The organism is Heyndrickxia sp. FSL W8-0496, assembly GCF_038007825.1.
In the GTDB taxonomy this organism is placed as follows: domain Bacteria; phylum Bacillota; class Bacilli; order Bacillales; family Bacillaceae_C; genus Heyndrickxia; species Heyndrickxia oleronia.
The window spans coordinates 3,614,698-3,632,924 of sequence record NZ_JBBOXX010000001.1; the positions used below are offsets into that span (position 1 = coordinate 3,614,698).

The 18,227-nt window shown below is 33.9% G+C and carries 21 protein-coding genes; 9 read left to right on the forward strand and 12 right to left on the reverse strand.

What is annotated here, in order from left to right:
* Window positions 1-10: 10 nt before the first annotated feature.
* Window positions 11-1,057, reverse strand: coding sequence for a uroporphyrinogen decarboxylase (gene hemE / locus NST63_RS18280; protein ID WP_212942477.1), 1,047 nt, complete (start codon window positions 1,055-1,057; stop codon window positions 11-13).
* Between the two features lie 395 nt (window positions 1,058-1,452).
* On the opposite strand from hemE, the gene NST63_RS18285 reads away from it, so the two are divergent.
* Window positions 1,453-1,977 (forward strand): antibiotic biosynthesis monooxygenase family protein, encoded by a 525-nt coding sequence (locus tag NST63_RS18285; RefSeq protein WP_341043305.1) that lies wholly within the window; start codon window positions 1,453-1,455, stop codon window positions 1,975-1,977.
* Between the two features lie 12 nt (window positions 1,978-1,989).
* Here NST63_RS18285 and NST63_RS18290 read toward each other — a convergent pair whose 3' ends face one another.
* Genes NST63_RS18290 through liaF form a run of 3 tightly spaced genes read right to left on the reverse strand, consistent with a single transcriptional unit; the run spans window position 1,990 to window position 4,488 of the window.
* On the reverse strand, window positions 1,990-2,631 hold the full coding sequence (locus tag NST63_RS18290; RefSeq protein WP_058004752.1) for a response regulator transcription factor: 642 nt from the start codon (window positions 2,629-2,631) through the stop codon (window positions 1,990-1,992).
* A 33-nt stretch (window positions 2,632-2,664) separates the two neighbouring features.
* Window positions 2,665-3,690: a sensor histidine kinase gene (locus tag NST63_RS18295; RefSeq protein ID WP_212942481.1), complete on the reverse strand. Its 1,026-nt coding sequence runs from the start codon at window positions 3,688-3,690 to the stop codon at window positions 2,665-2,667.
* Between the two features lie 18 nt (window positions 3,691-3,708).
* Entirely contained in the window at window positions 3,709-4,488 is a 780-nt protein-coding gene (liaF, locus tag NST63_RS18300) for a cell wall-active antibiotics response protein LiaF (protein ID WP_341043307.1), read from the reverse strand.
* A 231-nt stretch (window positions 4,489-4,719) separates the two neighbouring features.
* Between liaF and NST63_RS18305 the strand changes: the two genes are divergently transcribed.
* The gene (locus NST63_RS18305; RefSeq protein ID WP_341043309.1) at window positions 4,720-6,114 is read left to right on the forward strand and encodes a hypothetical protein; all 1,395 of its coding nucleotides are present in this window, start codon (window positions 4,720-4,722) and stop codon (window positions 6,112-6,114) included.
* 184 nt (window positions 6,115-6,298) lie between these two features.
* Entirely contained in the window at window positions 6,299-7,504 is a 1,206-nt protein-coding gene (locus NST63_RS18310; protein ID WP_212942486.1) for a M20 family metallopeptidase, read from the forward strand.
* A gap of 13 nt (window positions 7,505-7,517) precedes the next feature.
* Here NST63_RS18310 and NST63_RS18315 read toward each other — a convergent pair whose 3' ends face one another.
* The 3 genes from NST63_RS18315 to NST63_RS18325 all read right to left on the reverse strand — a co-directional run bounded on the left by NST63_RS18315 (window position 7,518) and on the right by NST63_RS18325 (window position 10,377).
* A complete protein-coding gene (locus NST63_RS18315) occupies window positions 7,518-8,264 on the reverse strand; it encodes an EcsC family protein (protein ID WP_078111463.1) in 747 nt (248 codons plus the stop codon).
* Between the two features lie 147 nt (window positions 8,265-8,411).
* The gene (locus NST63_RS18320; protein WP_209391795.1) at window positions 8,412-9,644 is read right to left on the reverse strand and encodes an ABC transporter permease; all 1,233 of its coding nucleotides are present in this window, start codon (window positions 9,642-9,644) and stop codon (window positions 8,412-8,414) included.
* Window positions 9,631-10,377: an ABC transporter ATP-binding protein gene (locus NST63_RS18325; RefSeq protein ID WP_078111147.1), complete on the reverse strand. Its 747-nt coding sequence runs from the start codon at window positions 10,375-10,377 to the stop codon at window positions 9,631-9,633. Before NST63_RS18325 ends, NST63_RS18320 begins: the two co-directional genes overlap by 14 nt.
* 526 nt (window positions 10,378-10,903) lie before the next feature.
* Between NST63_RS18325 and NST63_RS18330 the strand changes: the two genes are divergently transcribed.
* From NST63_RS18330 to NST63_RS18340, 3 genes are all read left to right on the forward strand, one after another.
* On the forward strand, window positions 10,904-11,326 hold the full coding sequence (locus NST63_RS18330; protein ID WP_078111148.1) for an HIT family protein: 423 nt from the start codon (window positions 10,904-10,906) through the stop codon (window positions 11,324-11,326).
* A gap of 519 nt (window positions 11,327-11,845) precedes the next feature.
* Window positions 11,846-12,208, forward strand: a complete 363-nt coding sequence (locus NST63_RS18335) for a YtxH domain-containing protein (RefSeq protein ID WP_341043318.1) — start codon at window positions 11,846-11,848, stop codon at window positions 12,206-12,208.
* Window positions 12,209-12,319: 111 nt separating this feature from the next.
* Window positions 12,320-12,904 carry an HTH-type transcriptional regulator Hpr gene (locus NST63_RS18340; RefSeq protein ID WP_341043320.1) on the forward strand — a complete coding sequence of 195 codons (585 nt, stop codon included), beginning with the start codon at window positions 12,320-12,322 and terminating at the stop codon, window positions 12,902-12,904.
* A 28-nt stretch (window positions 12,905-12,932) separates the two neighbouring features.
* On the opposite strand, the gene NST63_RS18345 is transcribed toward NST63_RS18340, so the two are convergent.
* The gene (locus NST63_RS18345) at window positions 12,933-13,265 is read right to left on the reverse strand and encodes a DUF1878 family protein (protein WP_212942492.1); all 333 of its coding nucleotides are present in this window, start codon (window positions 13,263-13,265) and stop codon (window positions 12,933-12,935) included.
* A 321-nt stretch (window positions 13,266-13,586) separates the two neighbouring features.
* Here NST63_RS18345 and NST63_RS18350 point away from each other — a divergent pair, with 321 nt between their 5' ends.
* On the forward strand, window positions 13,587-13,766 hold the full coding sequence (locus tag NST63_RS18350) for a hypothetical protein (protein WP_212942493.1): 180 nt from the start codon (window positions 13,587-13,589) through the stop codon (window positions 13,764-13,766).
* Between the two features lie 205 nt (window positions 13,767-13,971).
* Here the strand turns inward: NST63_RS18350 and NST63_RS18355 are convergent, their stop codons facing one another.
* Together NST63_RS18355 and NST63_RS18360 are read right to left on the reverse strand one after the other, a co-directional pair.
* Window positions 13,972-14,061 (reverse strand): YjcZ family sporulation protein, encoded by a 90-nt coding sequence (locus NST63_RS18355; protein ID WP_078110109.1) that lies wholly within the window; start codon window positions 14,059-14,061, stop codon window positions 13,972-13,974.
* A gap of 132 nt (window positions 14,062-14,193) precedes the next feature.
* Window positions 14,194-14,280: a YjcZ family sporulation protein gene (locus NST63_RS18360; protein ID WP_058004738.1), complete on the reverse strand. Its 87-nt coding sequence runs from the start codon at window positions 14,278-14,280 to the stop codon at window positions 14,194-14,196.
* 252 nt (window positions 14,281-14,532) lie between these two features.
* Here NST63_RS18360 and NST63_RS18365 point away from each other — a divergent pair, with 252 nt between their 5' ends.
* The gene (locus NST63_RS18365; RefSeq protein ID WP_212942495.1) at window positions 14,533-15,420 is read left to right on the forward strand and encodes a peptidylprolyl isomerase; all 888 of its coding nucleotides are present in this window, start codon (window positions 14,533-14,535) and stop codon (window positions 15,418-15,420) included.
* Between the two features lie 40 nt (window positions 15,421-15,460).
* Here NST63_RS18365 and NST63_RS18370 read toward each other — a convergent pair whose 3' ends face one another.
* Window positions 15,461-15,646: a sporulation YhaL family protein gene (locus NST63_RS18370; protein ID WP_058004736.1), complete on the reverse strand. Its 186-nt coding sequence runs from the start codon at window positions 15,644-15,646 to the stop codon at window positions 15,461-15,463.
* A gap of 190 nt (window positions 15,647-15,836) precedes the next feature.
* On the opposite strand from NST63_RS18370, the gene NST63_RS18375 reads away from it, so the two are divergent.
* Window positions 15,837-17,161, forward strand: a protein-coding gene (locus NST63_RS18375) for an IS3 family transposase (RefSeq protein WP_139254896.1) whose coding sequence is annotated in 2 segments (ribosomal slippage) — window positions 15,837-16,215 and window positions 16,215-17,161 — 1,326 coding nt in all. Because the reading frame shifts where the segments join, the coding sequence is not laid out codon by codon here.
* A gap of 91 nt (window positions 17,162-17,252) precedes the next feature.
* Here the strand turns inward: NST63_RS18375 and yhaM are convergent.
* Entirely contained in the window at window positions 17,253-18,197 is a 945-nt protein-coding gene (gene yhaM / locus NST63_RS18380; RefSeq protein ID WP_071976813.1) for a 3'-5' exoribonuclease YhaM, read from the reverse strand.
* Window positions 18,198-18,227: the final 30 nt, after the last annotated feature.

Genomic DNA, 18,227 nt, shown 5'->3' on the forward strand with positions numbered 1-18,227 from the left:
AACCTCTTTTCTATTTTTGTAATTTGGTTGTACTGTATTCATGAATAAATGATGTTAAACGTTTTAAGGTATCTGGATCTACTTGAGGAAATACCCCATGTCCTAAGTTAAATATATATCCTGGCTTGTCCATTCCTTGATCAAGAATCGCTTTTGTTTTTTCTTGAAGGACATCCCATGGTGCAAGTAAAAGAGCTGGGTCTAGATTTCCCATGACAGATTTCGTTATCCCCTTTTGTCTTGCTTCACGGATCGGAAGTCTCCAATCTAAACCAACAACATCTAATGGTAAATCATGCCACTCATTTGCTAAATGACTAGCTCCAACACCGAACATAATCATAGGAACATTTTCGTTTCTAAGTTCAGAGAAGATTTTTTCCATCACTGGCTTGATATAGTAACGGTAGTCTTCTACATTTAAAGCACCGACCCAAGAATCAAATATTTGAATGGCACTTGCTCCTGCTTTAATCTGAGCTTTTAAGTATGTAACTGTCATATTTGCAAGCTTATCCATTAATGCAAACCATGCCTTAGGCTCAGAATACATGAATGCTTTCGTTTTTTTATAGTCCTTAGAAGGTCTTCCTTCGATCATATAGCTAGAAACAGTAAACGGAGCACCTGCAAAGCCAATCAACGGAACAGTTAACTGCTCTTGTGTTAGTAGTTTTATTGTATCCAAAACATATGGAACATCTTCTTCAGGAGTGATTTCCCCAAGTTTCTCCACATCTGCTAAGGATTGAATTGGATTATTTATAACCGGACCGATTCCAGATTGAATTTCAACATCCACTCCAATTGCCGGAAGTGGTGACATAATATCTTTGTATAGTATGGCTGCATCAACATCATATTGTTCCACTGGTAATCGTGTAACATATGCACATAGTTCTGGTTGATGAGTAATCTCAAAAAGAGAATATTTTTCCTTTAATGCACGATATTCCGGTTGTGATCGCCCGGCTTGACGCATAAACCATACTGGAACGTGGCCAGTCTCTTCCCCTTTTGCAGCTCTCAAAAGGGTATCATTGGTCATTTTACTCATATATTTTATGTCCACCTTTCAACTCATTTTCCCTTGTTTTTCACCTAATTATTGTATAATAAAAGATTTTAAAAGAAAAAATTTATGATTTGTCTTCTCTCATTACTTGCGGGACAAGAGGGTCAGGTCCACTGTCCCAGCAATTCTGATTTCACTATAGACTTTTTCATCATTAAAGTATAGTTTGATACTCGAAATGTCATAAATTCTCCCTTTTTCTTGCCTCAAAATCGTCAAAGTTTAGATAAACCTTAATTGTGGAACATATATTATAGAAGAAAATATTCATGCAAATTAATTTTCAACAAATAAATAGATATAATAAGGTTAGCTATTCATCGGGACTTTACAAGATATTCTAAATTAGCTTATCTTCTATTAAAGAGGTGGTTTTAATGAATTTTTACATTACTTCAGGGACCTATGAATTTTTAGAAAAAATCATGAATAAATATCCCCAGGAAACCATGATATTAATGCAAAATACACAAACTTCGGTCTTAATTCATGAAACGCAAAAAAAATCTGTATTTGGTTCTCCTAGAAAATACGAAGTCATTAGTCAAAGTGGTGAACTAGAAAAAAAAGGAATGGTGAATCTTTTTAATATACCCATAAGTGATGAAGGAAAGCCTGTATTTGAGTTTAATTTTGCAAAACAAATACAATCTATAAAGGACGCCCCTGGTTTCATCGCTTATCGCTTTTTAAAGCCTAAAAAAGGTGATACGTATATTCTTTTAACATTATGGACGGACGAGTCCTACTTCAAACACTGGAAGGGGTCGAATGGCTATCAAACCATTATCGACAGTTTTCCAACTGAGAACCCCCTATCCAGTAATCAACTTTTTAATGGTGGAGCGTATGAAACGGAATACACCATTCCATCAAAAGAAAATAGCAATGCCCCACAATAAAGTGGGGCATTGCTATTTAGCTAAAGTAATATTTTGCCTATTAGCATAAATGGCTGCCTGGGTTCGATCAGAAACACCCAGCTTTCCTAAAATATTACTGACATGTGTTTTCACTGTTTTGACACCTATAAATAAGTATTCACTAATTTCTTGATTCGTCATTCCTTCTCCTAAACATTTTAAAACATCTATTTCTCTTTCTGTTAAATCTTCATGAGGTTTTTTCTCTTGTGGCCTAAAGCGATTCATCATTTTATTCGCTACCTTTGGTTCAATCACGGATTCTCCTCTAACCGCCTTATAAATAGCCTCAGTTACCTCCTCGGCCCTTGATGTTTTCAATATATAACTATGAACTCCTGCTTCTATAGCAGGGAAAACTTGCTCATCATCATAGTAACTCGTTAAGATAATGATTTTACAATTAGGCAGAAATTGCATAATCTCCTTCGTGGCATCAATGCCCGTTCCATTTTCCATTAACAGATCCATTAATATGACATGTGGTTGATTTTCCTTTGCCAATTGAACCGCTTCCTTACCTGAACCGGCTTCAGCAACAAGATCTATTTTTTCCTCTGTCAACAAATACGAGCGAATCCCGAGCCTAACCATTTCATGGTCATCAACAATCATAACCTTTACTCTATCCATCGTATTCTCCCTTTCTTCTCTCCCTGACATTATCTATAGTGGAATCCTTATATTTATATATGTCCCTTCTTCTTCCATTGAACGAATTTGGAAAACACCGCCTAGTTCTTCACATCGTTCTCTCATTGTTTGTAAGCCGTATGATGTCATTAAATTTCTTTCTACTTTAAACCCTTTTCCATTATCACTTATGTATAAGTGGATTTGGTCTTTAATGGTTTCCAATGTAATTCTTACCTTCGTTGCTTGTGAATGACGAAGTATATTCGAAAGAGCTTCTTGAACAATTCGAAAGATATGATCTTCGATTGCTTTTGAAGGAGTATCAAAATGTTCAAGTTGACATTCAATATCCAAGTTAGTCTTTTCTTTTAGCTCATGAATTAGCTTGTTTAACCCCTCATTGAGTGTATCGCCTTTTAAATCTATCGGTCTTAAATGTAATAATAATGCACGCATTTCTCCTTGGGCTTTTGCCGAGATATTAGCAATCTGTTCGAGCATGACCTTTGTTTGGTTAGGATCACTTTGTACGGTTCTTAGTGCCGCTGACGATATCATTCCTAATGCGAACAGCTGTTGACTAACCGAATCATGGAGATCCCTCGCTAGTCTTTGGCGTTCTTCAATAACAGCTGCATGGTGAGCTTGATTCGCTAATTCTGTTTTCTCATCAGCCAATCTCTGCAATGATCGTACTTGATCTTGAAGAAACATTGCTAATTGATTCATTTCCTCAAAAATTAATCCTATTTCATCCTTTTCAATTTCTACGGCTCTTGCAGAGTATTTCCCGCTCCGTAATATAGATACAAAGGAAAGAACCTCGTCTAATCTTTTAGAAATAACACGCCCATTTCGGTAACCAAAATAAATACTTAGTATAAAATATACGATTAATAAAAAAAATGTTAACACTAAAATATTTTTTGTATTTAATACTTGATCCCCATACTTAAACAAAAAAAATTGCAGAAAAACGAAGTAAATTAATCCGCCCATCAAAGCCATTATTAAAAAATTCCTGATAAATCGAAATCGAATACTTTGTACTTTCATCAAAGTCTGCCTTCCTTTCTATACCCTATCAATCCGTATCGAGCCAATCCCAATTTCGATGGTAATATCAATTTTTTTCTCTTCTTCCTCATAATTTGGAGATTCGAAATAAATATTCTGCTTGGTTTCGGAAGAATCAATATCAAACAGACGAATATCTCCTACTTTTGTTTTGGCCTCGATTTTAATAGGAATTTCCTCAGGAATTAACATTTTCACATCGCCAATCCTACTTTTAATTCTCACCTTTGTCTCTTCATCAGGTATAAACGCCTTACTAAAATCAAAGTAAAAATCGCCAATTGTCGTATGGATATCCATAGGATTTAATGGCCAATTTTGCTCATTAAAATGGACATCTGATGTTGAAAAATTTTTTTTGATGTTTTTTCCGATGTTTTTTTCGATGTTCTTCAAATCGATATTATAAACACGTACATTATGGTCATCTGATTCATATTTCACAGTCATCCTTTTCCTGCCTTTAAATAAAAGCTTATCCATCGCTAAATATATTAGAAGAATAGGCCAAAGCTTCCACCAATCACCATAAGAAAACGAAATCATTTCTTGCTGGCCTAGAATCAATAAAACACCATATGGAAGCCAAAACAAGCTTAAAAAAAAGGAACTTGATGATCGATTACGAATACTTTTATATAAGTACATCATTCCAATAATAATAAATAATATCGGAAAGAACATGACAAAAAACTCTTTTATTTCCAAGGAAATGACACCAATATTCATCAAAAGAAGAGCAATTCCTACAACAAGTAAAACAACCGCAAATAACATGTCCATTCCCCGCCTTATTATATTTCCATAGTAGTAATTCGAGAAAAATACGTATTTTCCCTTTATTTCATATGAAAATTATACTTTTCTAGTCTTTTTATAAAAAGGTACAGCCGCTTGACTCCTCCTCCGTCTTGAGACTGATTTTTTTCTTTTATCTTTCACTCATTTTTCGTTGTTACATATTTTATTAAAATAGGTGATCGCCTAAATTGTAGGGAGGATGATATTATGGCTGTTGACTTAACCCTTATTCATTGGATCTATATCGTATTTATAGCCCTTATAATCCTTTTCATGGTGCTTAAACGTGATACAACCATCATCTGTATACTAGGAATCTTCTTCATCGCTTTAACTGCTACCGGATCACTTACCACATCAATAAGCAGTGTCTTTAATAGTTTCATTTATGCCATAACCCAGCTTTTATCTATCATTCTTATTATTTCAATTATCGTATCAATGAGTAAAAGCTTACTTGAAACAGGCATAAACGATGTGATGATTTCCCCATTTGCTAAGTTGATTAAAACCCCCACCCTTGCCTACTGGACGATTGGTCTATTAATGATGGTTATCTCATTATTCTTCTGGCCATCTCCAGCTGTCGCTCTAATGGGTGCTGTTCTTCTCCCTGTTGCTCTTAGAGTAGGTTTACCTGCCATTGGCGTTGCGGTAGCTATGAATCTATTTGGACACGGAGTCGCGCTATCAGGAGATTACATTATTCAAGGAGCTCCTAAATTAGCTGCAGATGGGGCCGGGATACCATTGACAGATGTCATTCATGCAAGTATTCCATTAGTCATTACAATGGGCGTAGTGACAACAATCTCTGCATTTCTCATATTAAAACGTGATATAAAAAGAGGAGCCCTCAAACCTTCTACATCCATAATGAATGAAAAGTCTTCTGTTCAAAAAAATAAAGAACTCTTATCTTCATTTTCAAAAAAAACTTTCGCTATCATTATTCCAATTCTTTTTGTTCTCGATATTGTTGCGATGATCTATTTCAACCTTCAAGGCGGGGATGCAACTGCTTTAGTTGGTGGAACAGCGATATTTATTCTTTTACTTATTACCTTAGCAGGACACAAACGAAAAGCATTAGAGGAAACTACTAAATACTTAATTGAAGGATTGCAATTTGGGTTTAGGGTATTTGGTCCAGTCATCCCTATAGCCGCATTTTTTTATTTAGGTGGCGATGATTTTCAAGGAATGATTGGTAATTTTCTTCCGAAAACCTCACAAGGTATCGTTAATGACTTGGGGATTGCACTAGCTAATCTAGTTCCATTAACCAATGAAATTGGTGCTGTTACCGTATCTGGAGTAGGGATTATCACTGGATTAGATGGTTCGGGATTCTCTGGACTTTCCCTTGTTGGTTCTGTAGCTAATTTATTTTCTCATGGTTCAGAAGCCGGAGCAGCAACCTTAACATCGTTAGGGCAAATTATGGCAATATGGGTTGGTGGAGGTACCATCATTCCATGGGCATTAATTCCAGCAGCTGCTATTTGTGGAGTAGATCCATTTGAGCTTGCGAGAAGGAACTTAATCCCAGTAATCATCGGAATCGTTGTCACTACCATTCTCGCCATGTTCCTCCTATAATCCTGTTCAATATAAACAACGAAGGCTCTTTGCTGTATATCCTACTCATCAATCTATTTTGAGAAAAATTTTATCGAAAAAGAACAAAATCTTCATCAAGTGCCTAAACAATACCCTCTCTTCCGAAAAATGTTATAATTATTCTAAGATTATAAATTATTAAAAAGGGAGAGCTGATTAATCCATGACAATCCAAGACCTTTATTTAAAACTAGAAGAAGCATATGATGAAATGGTTTCAATTAGACGGTACTTGCACCAACATCCAGAGTTATCCTTTCAAGAAGTTCAAACTGCAAAATATATTGGAGATTATTATAGAAAAATAGGTGTAGAGGTAAAAGAAAATGTAGGTGGAAATGGGGTCGTCGCACGTATAAAAGGTGGATTACCAGGTAAAACAGTAGCATTACGTGCGGATTTTGATGCTCTTCCTATCCATGAAGAAACCAATGTTCCTTATCAATCGAAGGTACCAGGTGTAATGCATGCCTGTGGACATGATGGACATACGGCTACCTTACTTGTTCTCGCAAGAATATTAAATGAAATGAAGGATGAATTACCTGGAGAATATGTAATGATTCATCAACATGCAGAGGAATATGCACCGGGTGGAGCTATTTCTATGATTAAAGATGGTTGTCTAGAAGGAGTCGATGTTATTTTTGGAACTCATCTTTGGTCACCATTAGAATATGGGACGGTTTCATATCGTAAAGGGCCGATCATGGCAGCTGCAGATCGATTTGAAATCACCATACAGGGCTATGGAGGTCATGGTGCCCAACCACATAAAACGAAGGATGCAATTGTTATTGGCTCACAGCTAGTGATGAATCTCCAGCAAATTGTTAGTCGCCGAGTTGATCCTATTCATTCCGCAGTTGTAACAGTCGCCTCTTTCGTAGCCGAAAATGCTTTTAACGTTATTGCAGATTCAGCGAAATTATCTGGTACGGTTCGAACCTTTAATGAAGATGTGAGAGACTTTATTGAAGAGGAGATTGAGCGAATCGTTAAGGGGACCTGCTTAGCTGCAGGTTGTGAGTTTAGCTATGAATATCATCGCGGTTATCCAGCTGTCGTAAATCATGAATCTGAAACAGATTTCCTTGTTACATGTGCTGAGAAGGTCACCGATATTACCGAAGTGGCATTGGCATCACCGGAAATGGGAGGAGAAGATTTTGCTTATTACCTACAACATGTAAAAGGAACTTTCTTTTTCACTGGAGCAAAGCCTGAAAATGTTGAAACACCTTACCCACATCATCATCCAAAATTTAATATTAATGAGAAGTCAATGCTTATTGCGGCAAAAACACTAGGGACAGCAGCAATCGAATATCATACTGTTCCTGCAATGGAAGGTATTGCGAAAATATAAAAAAAAGGAGATCCTACTTATCACTATCAAGTGGGATCTCCTCTGTTATTTCATTTCGATTAAACGCACGAATCCTATAAGCATTTATTGCTGTTTCGCCTAATTGATCTAGTAAATTATAATTTGCATATGCACCAACAATGGCTCCGATTCCTGGAACTAGCTGAAGCATCTTTACGAAATCGATGTAATCCCGATATTCCTGTTGGAGAACTTGCCAATCAACGTCAACTAATTCACCCTTGACCTCATCCCAATGACTAATCGTTTCTAATACGTTCTTTTTATGCTCTTCACTTGAAAATGCAAGCTGAAATACATATAAGATAAATAAACGTTCTTCATACGCTTTTACATCATAGCCATGAATAGAAGCGACTTCAAACAGAAACTTCATTTTAATGGATAAAAGAAGAGGAAAATCTGCAAGGCCTAATAAAAGTCCACCCGCACCTGTACCAGCACCTTCAACTACAGCCGTTTTTCGGAATTTATTTAAACTGTCCTTGATCAGTGCTTCTTTTTCCTCTAGTGATAAATTATAGGTCTCTTTTGGCTTTGTTAAATATTCAGAACCAAACAATGTAGCTTGCACCATTTTTTTTATACTTTCCGTGATTACTTTATGAGCTTTTTCAGGAATTAAACCATTGATCTTATCTTGTGCTTTTTTAGTTATTCGGTTCATCATTCCAGATTTTTTCATCATTTTCCGTTTCCATATCTCAACTTCACTCTTCATTCGTTGTTCACTATTCATCCAAGATGCTCCTTATTATTTTCTATTGAAGACATTTTACATAGATCCCATTCGGAAACATAGGCTAACGCTAATTACAACGGCTTCAGTGCTCTTTTGGAAAAAATAGAGCTTTACTCATACATACGTAGAAGAAGAAATGAAGTTTCAAAAAATCGTGCCTTTATTTATTTTTTTAATTCTAGAAGGAACAAACCATTTTACAAATCCTAAGGAAAATACGATATTTACGATTAAAACAATTAAGCCATTTTCCCATTTATTACTAATCAGTACAATGACTCCAAATATAACTGATTGTACGAGTAAAATAACATGAAGCAACTTGATGAATGATTTTTCCTTGAATGATCTCTGGACAGGATACAGAAACTGCCAAATTTTTAATTCGTGGAATCGAATCATAGGGATCAGTTGAAATCCTGTTAAATATAGGAAGATTATTGATATCCCTATCACTAAATAAAATTGATCACTAAAATAGAGGAGAACCCCCCCAATTAGAAGCAATCGAATAAATAGACCAAAATATTCACTCGTACGCATAAATGTTCGAATAAAAAGATAAGAATAGGTATTCTTTTGATCATACTGAACAAAATTCAATAATGGATCTAACCATTTTCTTCTTTTCACTTGTCCTCTCAACTTTGGAACATCTGTGAATAAATTTGCAAAGCGATAAAACGCGCTCATCCGCTTCTCTTCTTTATTAATTAAAATATCCCACTTTAATGTTTTTTCTTTAGTAGCTTGATGGTAAATAAAATACAAGCCTAAAAAGATAAGAATATAAAGTCCATAAATCCATGGTGATGAACGTTCGATAATAAAATAAATAAAGCTGCCATTCACTACAAATCGGACAAGCCAATCCATATAAGATATTCTATAATCTTGAATTTTCAAGACATCCCACTGCAAATAAAGATTCCAAAGCTTGACTATGAGAAGAATCAATAGGATTAAAAAGAAGGATTTAAACCCATTTCCAGTTACTTTAGCATACATTGGCATACAAGCTGCCAAAATCATTAATAAAATATATGACTGTAGCATAAAGCTTACATATATGGCTTTGCGGAAATAAAATTTCAATTTCATTTCGATTGGTAATAAATAAACTTTATCTGCTTCTTTTAAAAATGTGTATATCGGGCTCATTGTAAGAAATAGACCCAAAATAATTCCCATCACCCAAGCGACAGGAAAACTTTCATCTAAAGTTTTTACCCAGCCATTGTAATAAAATGCGCCTGCTCCAAGAGCAAAAATTGCAACAAATAGTAGATGATCATTAAAAATATATTTAAGATATTTTCTTAATTCAACTGTATGTAATTGAACACGTTCCTTCCACAAATTCTCAATCTGTTTCATTTGTCTCTTCCTTTGTTAATTGAATATAAATATCATCTAAAGTTGCATTTGGCATATTGAATTCATTCTGTAGTTCTTGTAATGTCCCTTTCGCTCTAACTTGTCCATTGTGCAATATCACAAAGCCATCACAATAGCGTTCAGCCGTTGCAAGAATATGGGTTGAGATTAATATTCCCGCACCACTATCTTTCATTTTGTTCATCAAATCTAATAAAGATTGGATTCCCAGTGGATCCAAGCCGACAAACGGTTCATCAATAATATAAAGCTCAGGCTCCACTAAAAAGGCTGACATAATCATTACCTTTTGCTTCATCCCTTTTGAAAAATGAGCAGGGAACCAACCCAGTTTCTTATCTAAGCGGAATTCTTTTAATAAAGGTTGAATTCGAGAATGATACGTTTCACCACTAATTCCATAGGCCATAGCTGTTAATTTTAAATGTTCATCTAGTGTCAATTCGTCATACAATATTGGTGATTCAGGTATATAGGAAAATTGTTTCCGATATTCATCTGGATCTTTTTGAAGATTACGATCATTGATTTGGATATTTCCTTTTTTAGGTTCCATCAAACCGATAATATGCTTAATTGTTGTACTTTTCCCAGCACCATTTAAACCAATCAATCCGATCATCTGCTTTTCTTCAATCGTAAAGGAAACATCATTTAAAACAGGCTTTTTAGTATAACCTCCTGTAAGATTTTCTACTTTTAATAGCGACATGATTTAGACGTCCTTTCTTTTATATCTCTACAATTATTTTTTTTAAAAAATTAATCTTTATCAGTATACTTTCTTCTATATTGTACATGATATTAAGCGAAGGGGTTAACAAACGCAAATAAAATCGGGGTGGTTATTAAAGGCCGAAACCGTTTTAAAAGCGATAAAGATGGTCAAATGGGTATGGCAACAACGAAATAACATTCACATCAAAAATGAGGTGTTTGTCGAAGATCACTTACTGTTTTAGACGTTAATAATAATGTTAAAACAATAAGGGGATGATCGCGTTGAACAAAGGTCATTTACTCCATTCATTTGAATAGCAACTCACTAATAAATGAGGTGTTTATCAAAGACAGACCAATGGTTTTTTAAAACCCTTTAAGTTCCCCTTCATTTGGGACAGGATTTCATTCGAATATCCTGTCCCTTTTATTTGTAGGATAAACCTTCATTCCAATTCTAGCCATCATACGTTATACTTAAAATAAGATATTTAAATCCTTAGAAAGGTGGAACAAACATGAGTGATTGTATTTTTTGCAAAATTGTCAATGGTGAAATTCCATCAGCAAAGATCTATGAAGATGAACATGTAATGGCTTTTATCGATATTAGTCAAGTCACTAAAGGACATACATTAATTATCCCAAAAATACATAAGGAAAATATTTTTGAATTAACTCCAGAAATTGCTTCTCACCTTTTTGAAGTGGTCCCAAAAATCGCCAATGCATTGAAAAAGGAATTCAATCCTATTGGTATGAATTTGGTAAATAATAATGGTGAACAGGCAGGACAAACTGTTTTCCACTTCCATTTACATCTAATCCCGAGATATGGTAAAGGCGATGGATTTGGTGCTGTATGGAAAAATAATCAAAGTGAATACACTCAAAAAGATTATACTAAGATGGCAATGGCTATTTCAAAAAATATTCAATAAAAAGAAAGAGAAGTCCTGCAAATCTGCAGGATTTTTTATCATTTTCATGCTTATATTCTATGTTACCGAATTACCATCAATAAAAACAAACTTAATAGCATGGAAATGAGTCCTCCGCTTCCCAAAACGATCATTCTTTGTTTTAAAATCCTTTTTGGCGGATAAACGCCTGGACGTTGAAATTTAAGAAAAGCTAGAATCATGCCTATAAAAAAACATCCACTAATAAGAAAGAGGCAAAATAAGATCCCACTCATTCATCACACCTCTTAAGAATAAATTATATTTTTAAAATACTTCCTACCTAAAAACTATGCATAAATATATAGTATAATGTATAGATTATTTTATTTTTTGACCATAAATATAGGAATTAACGTGATTTTTCTAAAAATTTATCATATAATTTATATAAACTTGCAGGATTTTGCAAATTATTGTAGAAAAATAGTATAGAGGTATGCTAAAAATTCTTAATAATCACTTTTTACTATAAATATTCTTAATGAGGTGAGGGTTATGGATAAAAAATCATTATTGTTTGGATTAATTGTCGGGGGAGTAGCTGGTTCGATCACAGCTTTATTATCTGCTCCTTCCTCTGGAAAAGAACTTAGACAACAACTAACAAATTCTAAGGATGAATGGATTGCAACAGTCAAGGACATGACCAAAAATGCCAATGAGTTAAAAAAATCTATTCATGTATTAACCACAGAAGGTAAAGAAATGGCCGTACAGTTCATAACTGATGTGAAATCATCGATTTCTGAATGGCAAAATAATATAGAAACGAATAAAGAAAATATTTATAGTGAGGTTCAATCATTAAGAGATACGATCGAACAATTAGAATCACAGATTAAAAAGGAAAAGTCCTAAAAAACTTTTCCTAATTATTGATATTCTAAAAATTTTGTAAATTTATATCTTTATTAATTTTTACTTTATTGGCATAATGATAATAAGATATATATATAAGTGGGTGAAAAAATGGGAGATAAACCATATTCTGTAATGGAAGCCATGCTTTTTAGTCAAAGAGTTGCACAAATAAGCAAAGCAATTTGGAAAATGATTGAAAAAGATTGGCAACAATGGATAAAACCTTATGATTTAAACATTAATGAACATCATATTCTCTGGATTGCCTATCATTTAAAGGGAGCATCAATTTCAGATGTTGCAAAATTTGGTGTTATGCATGTCTCAACAGCGTTTAATTTTTCGAAAAAATTAGAGGAAAGAGGATTATTAGAATTCTCCAAAAAGGAAAACGATAAACGGAACACATATATACAATTAACTTCAAAAGGAGAATCTCTTTTATTAGATTCAATGGAGGCATTCGACCCTAGTAATAATACTGTGCTAAATGGTGCCTTGCCACTTAGAAACATATACGGAAAATTCCCTGAATTTATTGAATTAATGACAATCATACGTAATATGTATGGTGATCATTTTATGGAAATTTTCGAAAAGTCATTTCATAATATTGAAACAGAATTCTATGAGGAAAATGGAAGTGTGAAAAAGCTTCCTATCGAAGAAAAGGAAAGACTAAGCAATTGTTAACTTTCCAATACTATTATTGAAGATCCATTTATACAATATTACGGAGAAGAATTTCCATAAGCTCCGGATATAGCTTTTGTTTTATACAAGCTTGTATAACTTCTTTTGGATCTAATTTGGGATTGAGCTCTTCTATAAACTTTTTATAAAGCGGCGCGAAGAAAACAAAATGATCTTCCTTTTGCTCTTCACTTTCTTTACTAAGCTTTAGACAAAGTTTATGGAAGGCTTCAACTTCTTTTTTTTGAAGTTTTTTTTCAATAATTAATCGGTAAAATTCATAATGATGATCATTAATCATTTCCATTAATAATTTTTGATAAAACTCTATTCGATCAAGTCTTTGTTCGATGGATTCCATATGTTTACCTCATTTACATTTAATTATCTTTTAAAGGAAGCCTACCACTTCTATAATACTTTGCATATACATAGTATAATACAATATTGGCTTCTCCATATCATTATCTTTAGACTATAGAAATGAATATTAAATGATCATTGTAAGATTCGAAATTCGTTTAAATTAATTTCAAATCATCTTTGTAGATTTATATTTTACCTATTTTTAACTTTAATTCCAAACCTCTCATTCCAATAGAATACGAAAATATCTATCTTTTTATATTAAAATTTGGTATCTTTAAGCATAAGTGAAACTGGAAATACAGGGAGGGATTTTATGATCTCCATATTTATTTTGTTTGGGATTGTAATCGTATACCTTATAAATAATATGACGAATGCACTTTGTATACAAAAAGAGATCCCTGAGGATAGACAACCAAAAGTCTTTACGACTATTAATATTCTCGTTACAATTTTGCTTGTTTCTTCATATGTTGAAATACTTTTTACATAAGAAAAAGCATAGCATTTGATCATGTGTCATAAAACAAGCTCTTTACAGTTTTAACTAACCTCATTCATTGAGAAAAAGAGCCTAAAACATCTTGGGTCTCCTCATGATTATACTAGCCATCTGCTTTTTAAACCACGACAAAAAATCAGGTCCCCAAGGAACCTGATTTTTTTTCTACTTATACAAGACCAACTAGCCGGATCTATTAATAGATCCAAGATGCACCAATGATAATTAACAAAATAAACAATACAACAAGTAACGCAAAGCCGCTGCCATATGCTGCACCACCCATTAAGGTCACCTCCCTATCATTGAAATAGTATATTTTATTCATTTCCATCTTTGATGTTAAGGCATATAACTAAAATTGAAGGTTATGTTAGAACCCTACATTTACATGTTTTTGAAAAATACTCAGCAAGCCTTAACAGATAAAAGCTGCACCTACTATAACTAAAAGAATGAACAATACAACGATTAAGGCGAATCCGCCACCATAAGCAAAGCCCATAATTCCGATACCTCCTTTTCTATTTCTATATATCCTATGTACATATAACTACTTTGACTAAATCAAAAGCCCAAAAATACAGTTATTTTTTCCTTTAATCAGAGAAATAAAAAGTTAAAATTTGATGAGAAATCCATAAAAATTCCATAAGCTTCCGTTTTATGTTTCTTTTCTGATAAAAATTATGGTATAGTATGTTTTGTAGGTTTTATTTGGCGGATTTAATTAGATTAGACAGGGAGTTGTTTATTGATGAAAAAATGGGTATTATCCCTTTCATTAGCAGCAGGTGTTATAGGACTAGCTGCATGTGGCAACAGTGGCGATGAAGTAGTAGTAAAAACTAAAGCAGGAAATGTAACGAAAGATGAACTTTACGAAGCAATGAAAGATAAAGTTGGTGATCAAGTTCTACAACAACTTGTTTTTGATAAAGTTCTTTCTGATAAATATAAAGTGTCTGATAAAGAAGTAGATAAGCAAGTGAAAGATGCAAAGGATCAGCTTGGTGACCAATTTGAAATGGCACTTCAGCAATACGGTTATGGAAGCGAAGAAGATTTCCGTAATACGATAAAAGTTGGCCTTTTACAAGAGAAAGCAGCTACAAAAGATTTAAAAATAACAGACAAAGATATTAAAGAGTACTATGACAATAATATTAAGCCTGATATTAAAGCCAGTCACATTCTAGTAGCTGATGAAAAAACAGCAAAAGAAGTGAAGGACAAGCTTAATAAAGGTGAAAAATTTGAAGATTTAGCGAAGAAATATGGTACTGATGGAACGAAAGATAATGGTGGAGACCTTGGTTGGTTTAATACCGATAAAATGGATGCAACATTCACAGAGGCTGCCTACAAATTAAAAGTAGGTGAAGTAAGTGAGCCTGTTCAAACACAATTCGGTTATCATATCATTAAGCTAACTGGTAAGAAGGATAAAGCACCTTTAGACGATAAAATGAAAAAAGAAATAAAAGAAAAAATTAAACAATCTAAGGTAGATCAAACAAAAGTTCAACAAGTAATGAAAAAAGAAATCAAAAATGCAAAATTAGATATTAAAGATAAAGATCTGAAAAAAGCATTTGATAATGTATTAAACGCTGATACTTCTGATTCTACATCTAAAAAATAATAAAAAAAGAACAAGGTGGAATCAATCACCTTGTTCTTTTTTATCCTGCTTCTTTGACTTGCTTTCTTCTCTCTTTCTCTTCTTCCATCCGTTCTATATATTCTTCCCCTTCTTTTTCAATCCATTCTTGCTCAAGTTGACGATCTTCTCTTGAAGTTTTAATTGCCATAAAAGCACTAACAGCGATTCCAGCGATAACAAAATAAATCCATATTGGCAGTGACATGTGCTAATCCCCTTTCAAAGATTGTCCTTTTCTACAAGGTATGCTAAAAAAAAATAAAAAAGAACCAAAGGAGATGAAATGAACTGAACCCCGAATAGTAGACACTTAAAAAAAAGTGCCCTATTCGGGGTTTTTTCTATGGGAAAAGCCCGTTATACTTAACATAATTAATTTGAACGGGAGTTATCTTATGAGTAAAATCTATTTTAATGAACATCAACGTCAACTATTAGAAGCCAATCCCAATGTTGCTTCAGTATCTGACCGAGCGATTCAATATACACCTGAATTTAAAATTAAAGCAGTAAATGAGAACTTAGCTGGGAAAGGACCTACTCAAATCTTTATAGAAAATGGGTTTGATCTTGAAATGATTGGCCCTAAAAAAGCTAAATCAGCTTTGAAGCGTTGGAGAAATACTTTTAATCAATATGGAGAAAATGGTTTTTTGGAAGAACGTCGAGGAAAAGGAAGTACGGGAAGACCAACAACTAGTGAGTTATCCGCTGATAAGAAGCTAGAAAAAGCAGAGGCTCGTATTCGTTATCTCGAAGCTGAAATTGAATTACTAAAAAAGCTAGAGGAACTCGAAAGGAAGGCGAAGAAACACAAGTAGCTCCACATGAAAAATACGCAGTCATCAATGAAGTAATTCGTAAATATCAACTAATCAATAGTGTCTCTGAGCTATGTACTGTCGCACATGTTAGTCGCAGTGGTTATTATGCATGGCTGCGGAATACTGAAAAACATGCCATTCGAGAGAACAATGATTATGAGGATTATCTCTTTTTAAAGTGCATCTATGATGCATTCAAAGGGAAAGTTGGCTATCGTGGACTTTATATGAAAGTATGTGAATTACTTGAAAACCCAATGAACCCAAAGAAAATACGCCGTCTAATGCGCAAGTATAATTTCTTTGCGAAAGTGCGACGTGCAAACCCATATAAAAATATTGCAAAAGCTACTCAAGAACATAAGACATTACCAAATAGATTAAACCGTGAATTTACACAAGACGAGCCGGAAAAAGTATTTTTAACTGACATTACCTATTTAAAGTATCGAGGAAAAACAGCCTATCTATCCTGTGTTAAGGATGTCGCTACACGTGAAATAGTGGCATATGAATTATCACAAACATTGAAAATGTCGATTGTTTACAATACTCTAGCAAAATTAGAAGAGAAATTAGGGAATAATATACATCCAGAAGCCATGATACACTCTGATCAAGGTTTCCATTACACGCATCCAGAATTTCAAAAAAGGGTGAAACAGATGAATTTGAAACAATCTATGTCACGTAGAGGGAACTGTATCGATAATGCACCAATGGAATCCTTCTTTGGACATATGAAAGATGAAATGGACTATAAAGAAGTTCATACATTTGAAGAACTAAAACAATTAGTTAATCAATATATGATTTTCTATAATGCATCAAGAAGACAATGGAATTTAAAAAAGATGACTCCGGCAGAATACCGAAGTCATCTAATCGCTGCTTAAATAGCAGGGTTACTTTTATTAAACTGTCCGAAATTTAGGGCGCAGTTCAAAATAACAATTGATTTTTTTTAAAGGTGCATCTATTTATTCATTACTTATGAAAAGTAGGTTTATAGAAGGAACGATTATCTAAAGCAAAAACACGCTCGCTAAACTCACCTGGTTTTACATGGCGAAGGGTTCGATCTAACATATTCATCTTCGCATCTAAATTATCAATATAATGAAGAATTTCAGCCTCTTTAATCATCGGTGGTTTTGCACTTCCCCATTCTGGCTTTCCATGATGACTTAGGACAAGGTGTTGTAATACCATTACTTCCTCACCTTGTATGCCCAGTTCCTCTGCTGCTTTTGCAATTTCATTGACCATAATCGTAATATGTCCCAATAAATTCCCTTCGACCGTATAGGTGGTTGAAATGGGTCCTGAGAGCTCTTTTACTTTACCAAGATCGTGTAAAAGAATTCCCGCGTACAATAAATCTCGATCTAAGGATGGATATAGGGTTGTAATTGCTTTTGCCAAATCAAGCATAGATACTACATGATAGGCTAATCCAGAAACAAACTCATGATGATTTTTCGTGGCAGCAGGATAAACAAGAAAATCACTATTATACTTTTTTAATAAATGTCTTGTTATTCTTTGTATATTCGGGTTATTCATTTCAAAAATATATTGAGTAATCTTGCTTGTCATCTCATCTTGACTAGCTGGAGCAGATTCGAGAAAATCAGAGATTTGCACCCCATCATGATCCCCGGCCGGTCGAATTTGCCGAATCCTTAACTGTAATCTTCCACGATAATTTTGAATATCGCCTGCAACCTTTACAATAGTTTCAGATTTATACGTTTGCGCATCTGAATCGGATACATCCCAAAGCTTTGCTTCAATATCCCCTGTTTGATCTTGAAGATTTAAAGATAAAAAAGGTTTTCCATTACTAGCAATCCCTTTTGTGCTATTTTTAATTAATAAATAAAGCTCAATTTGTTCACCCACATCAAAGTTCATGAGTCCTTTTGTCATTTAAATCCCCCAATTTCTCCTTACTGCATC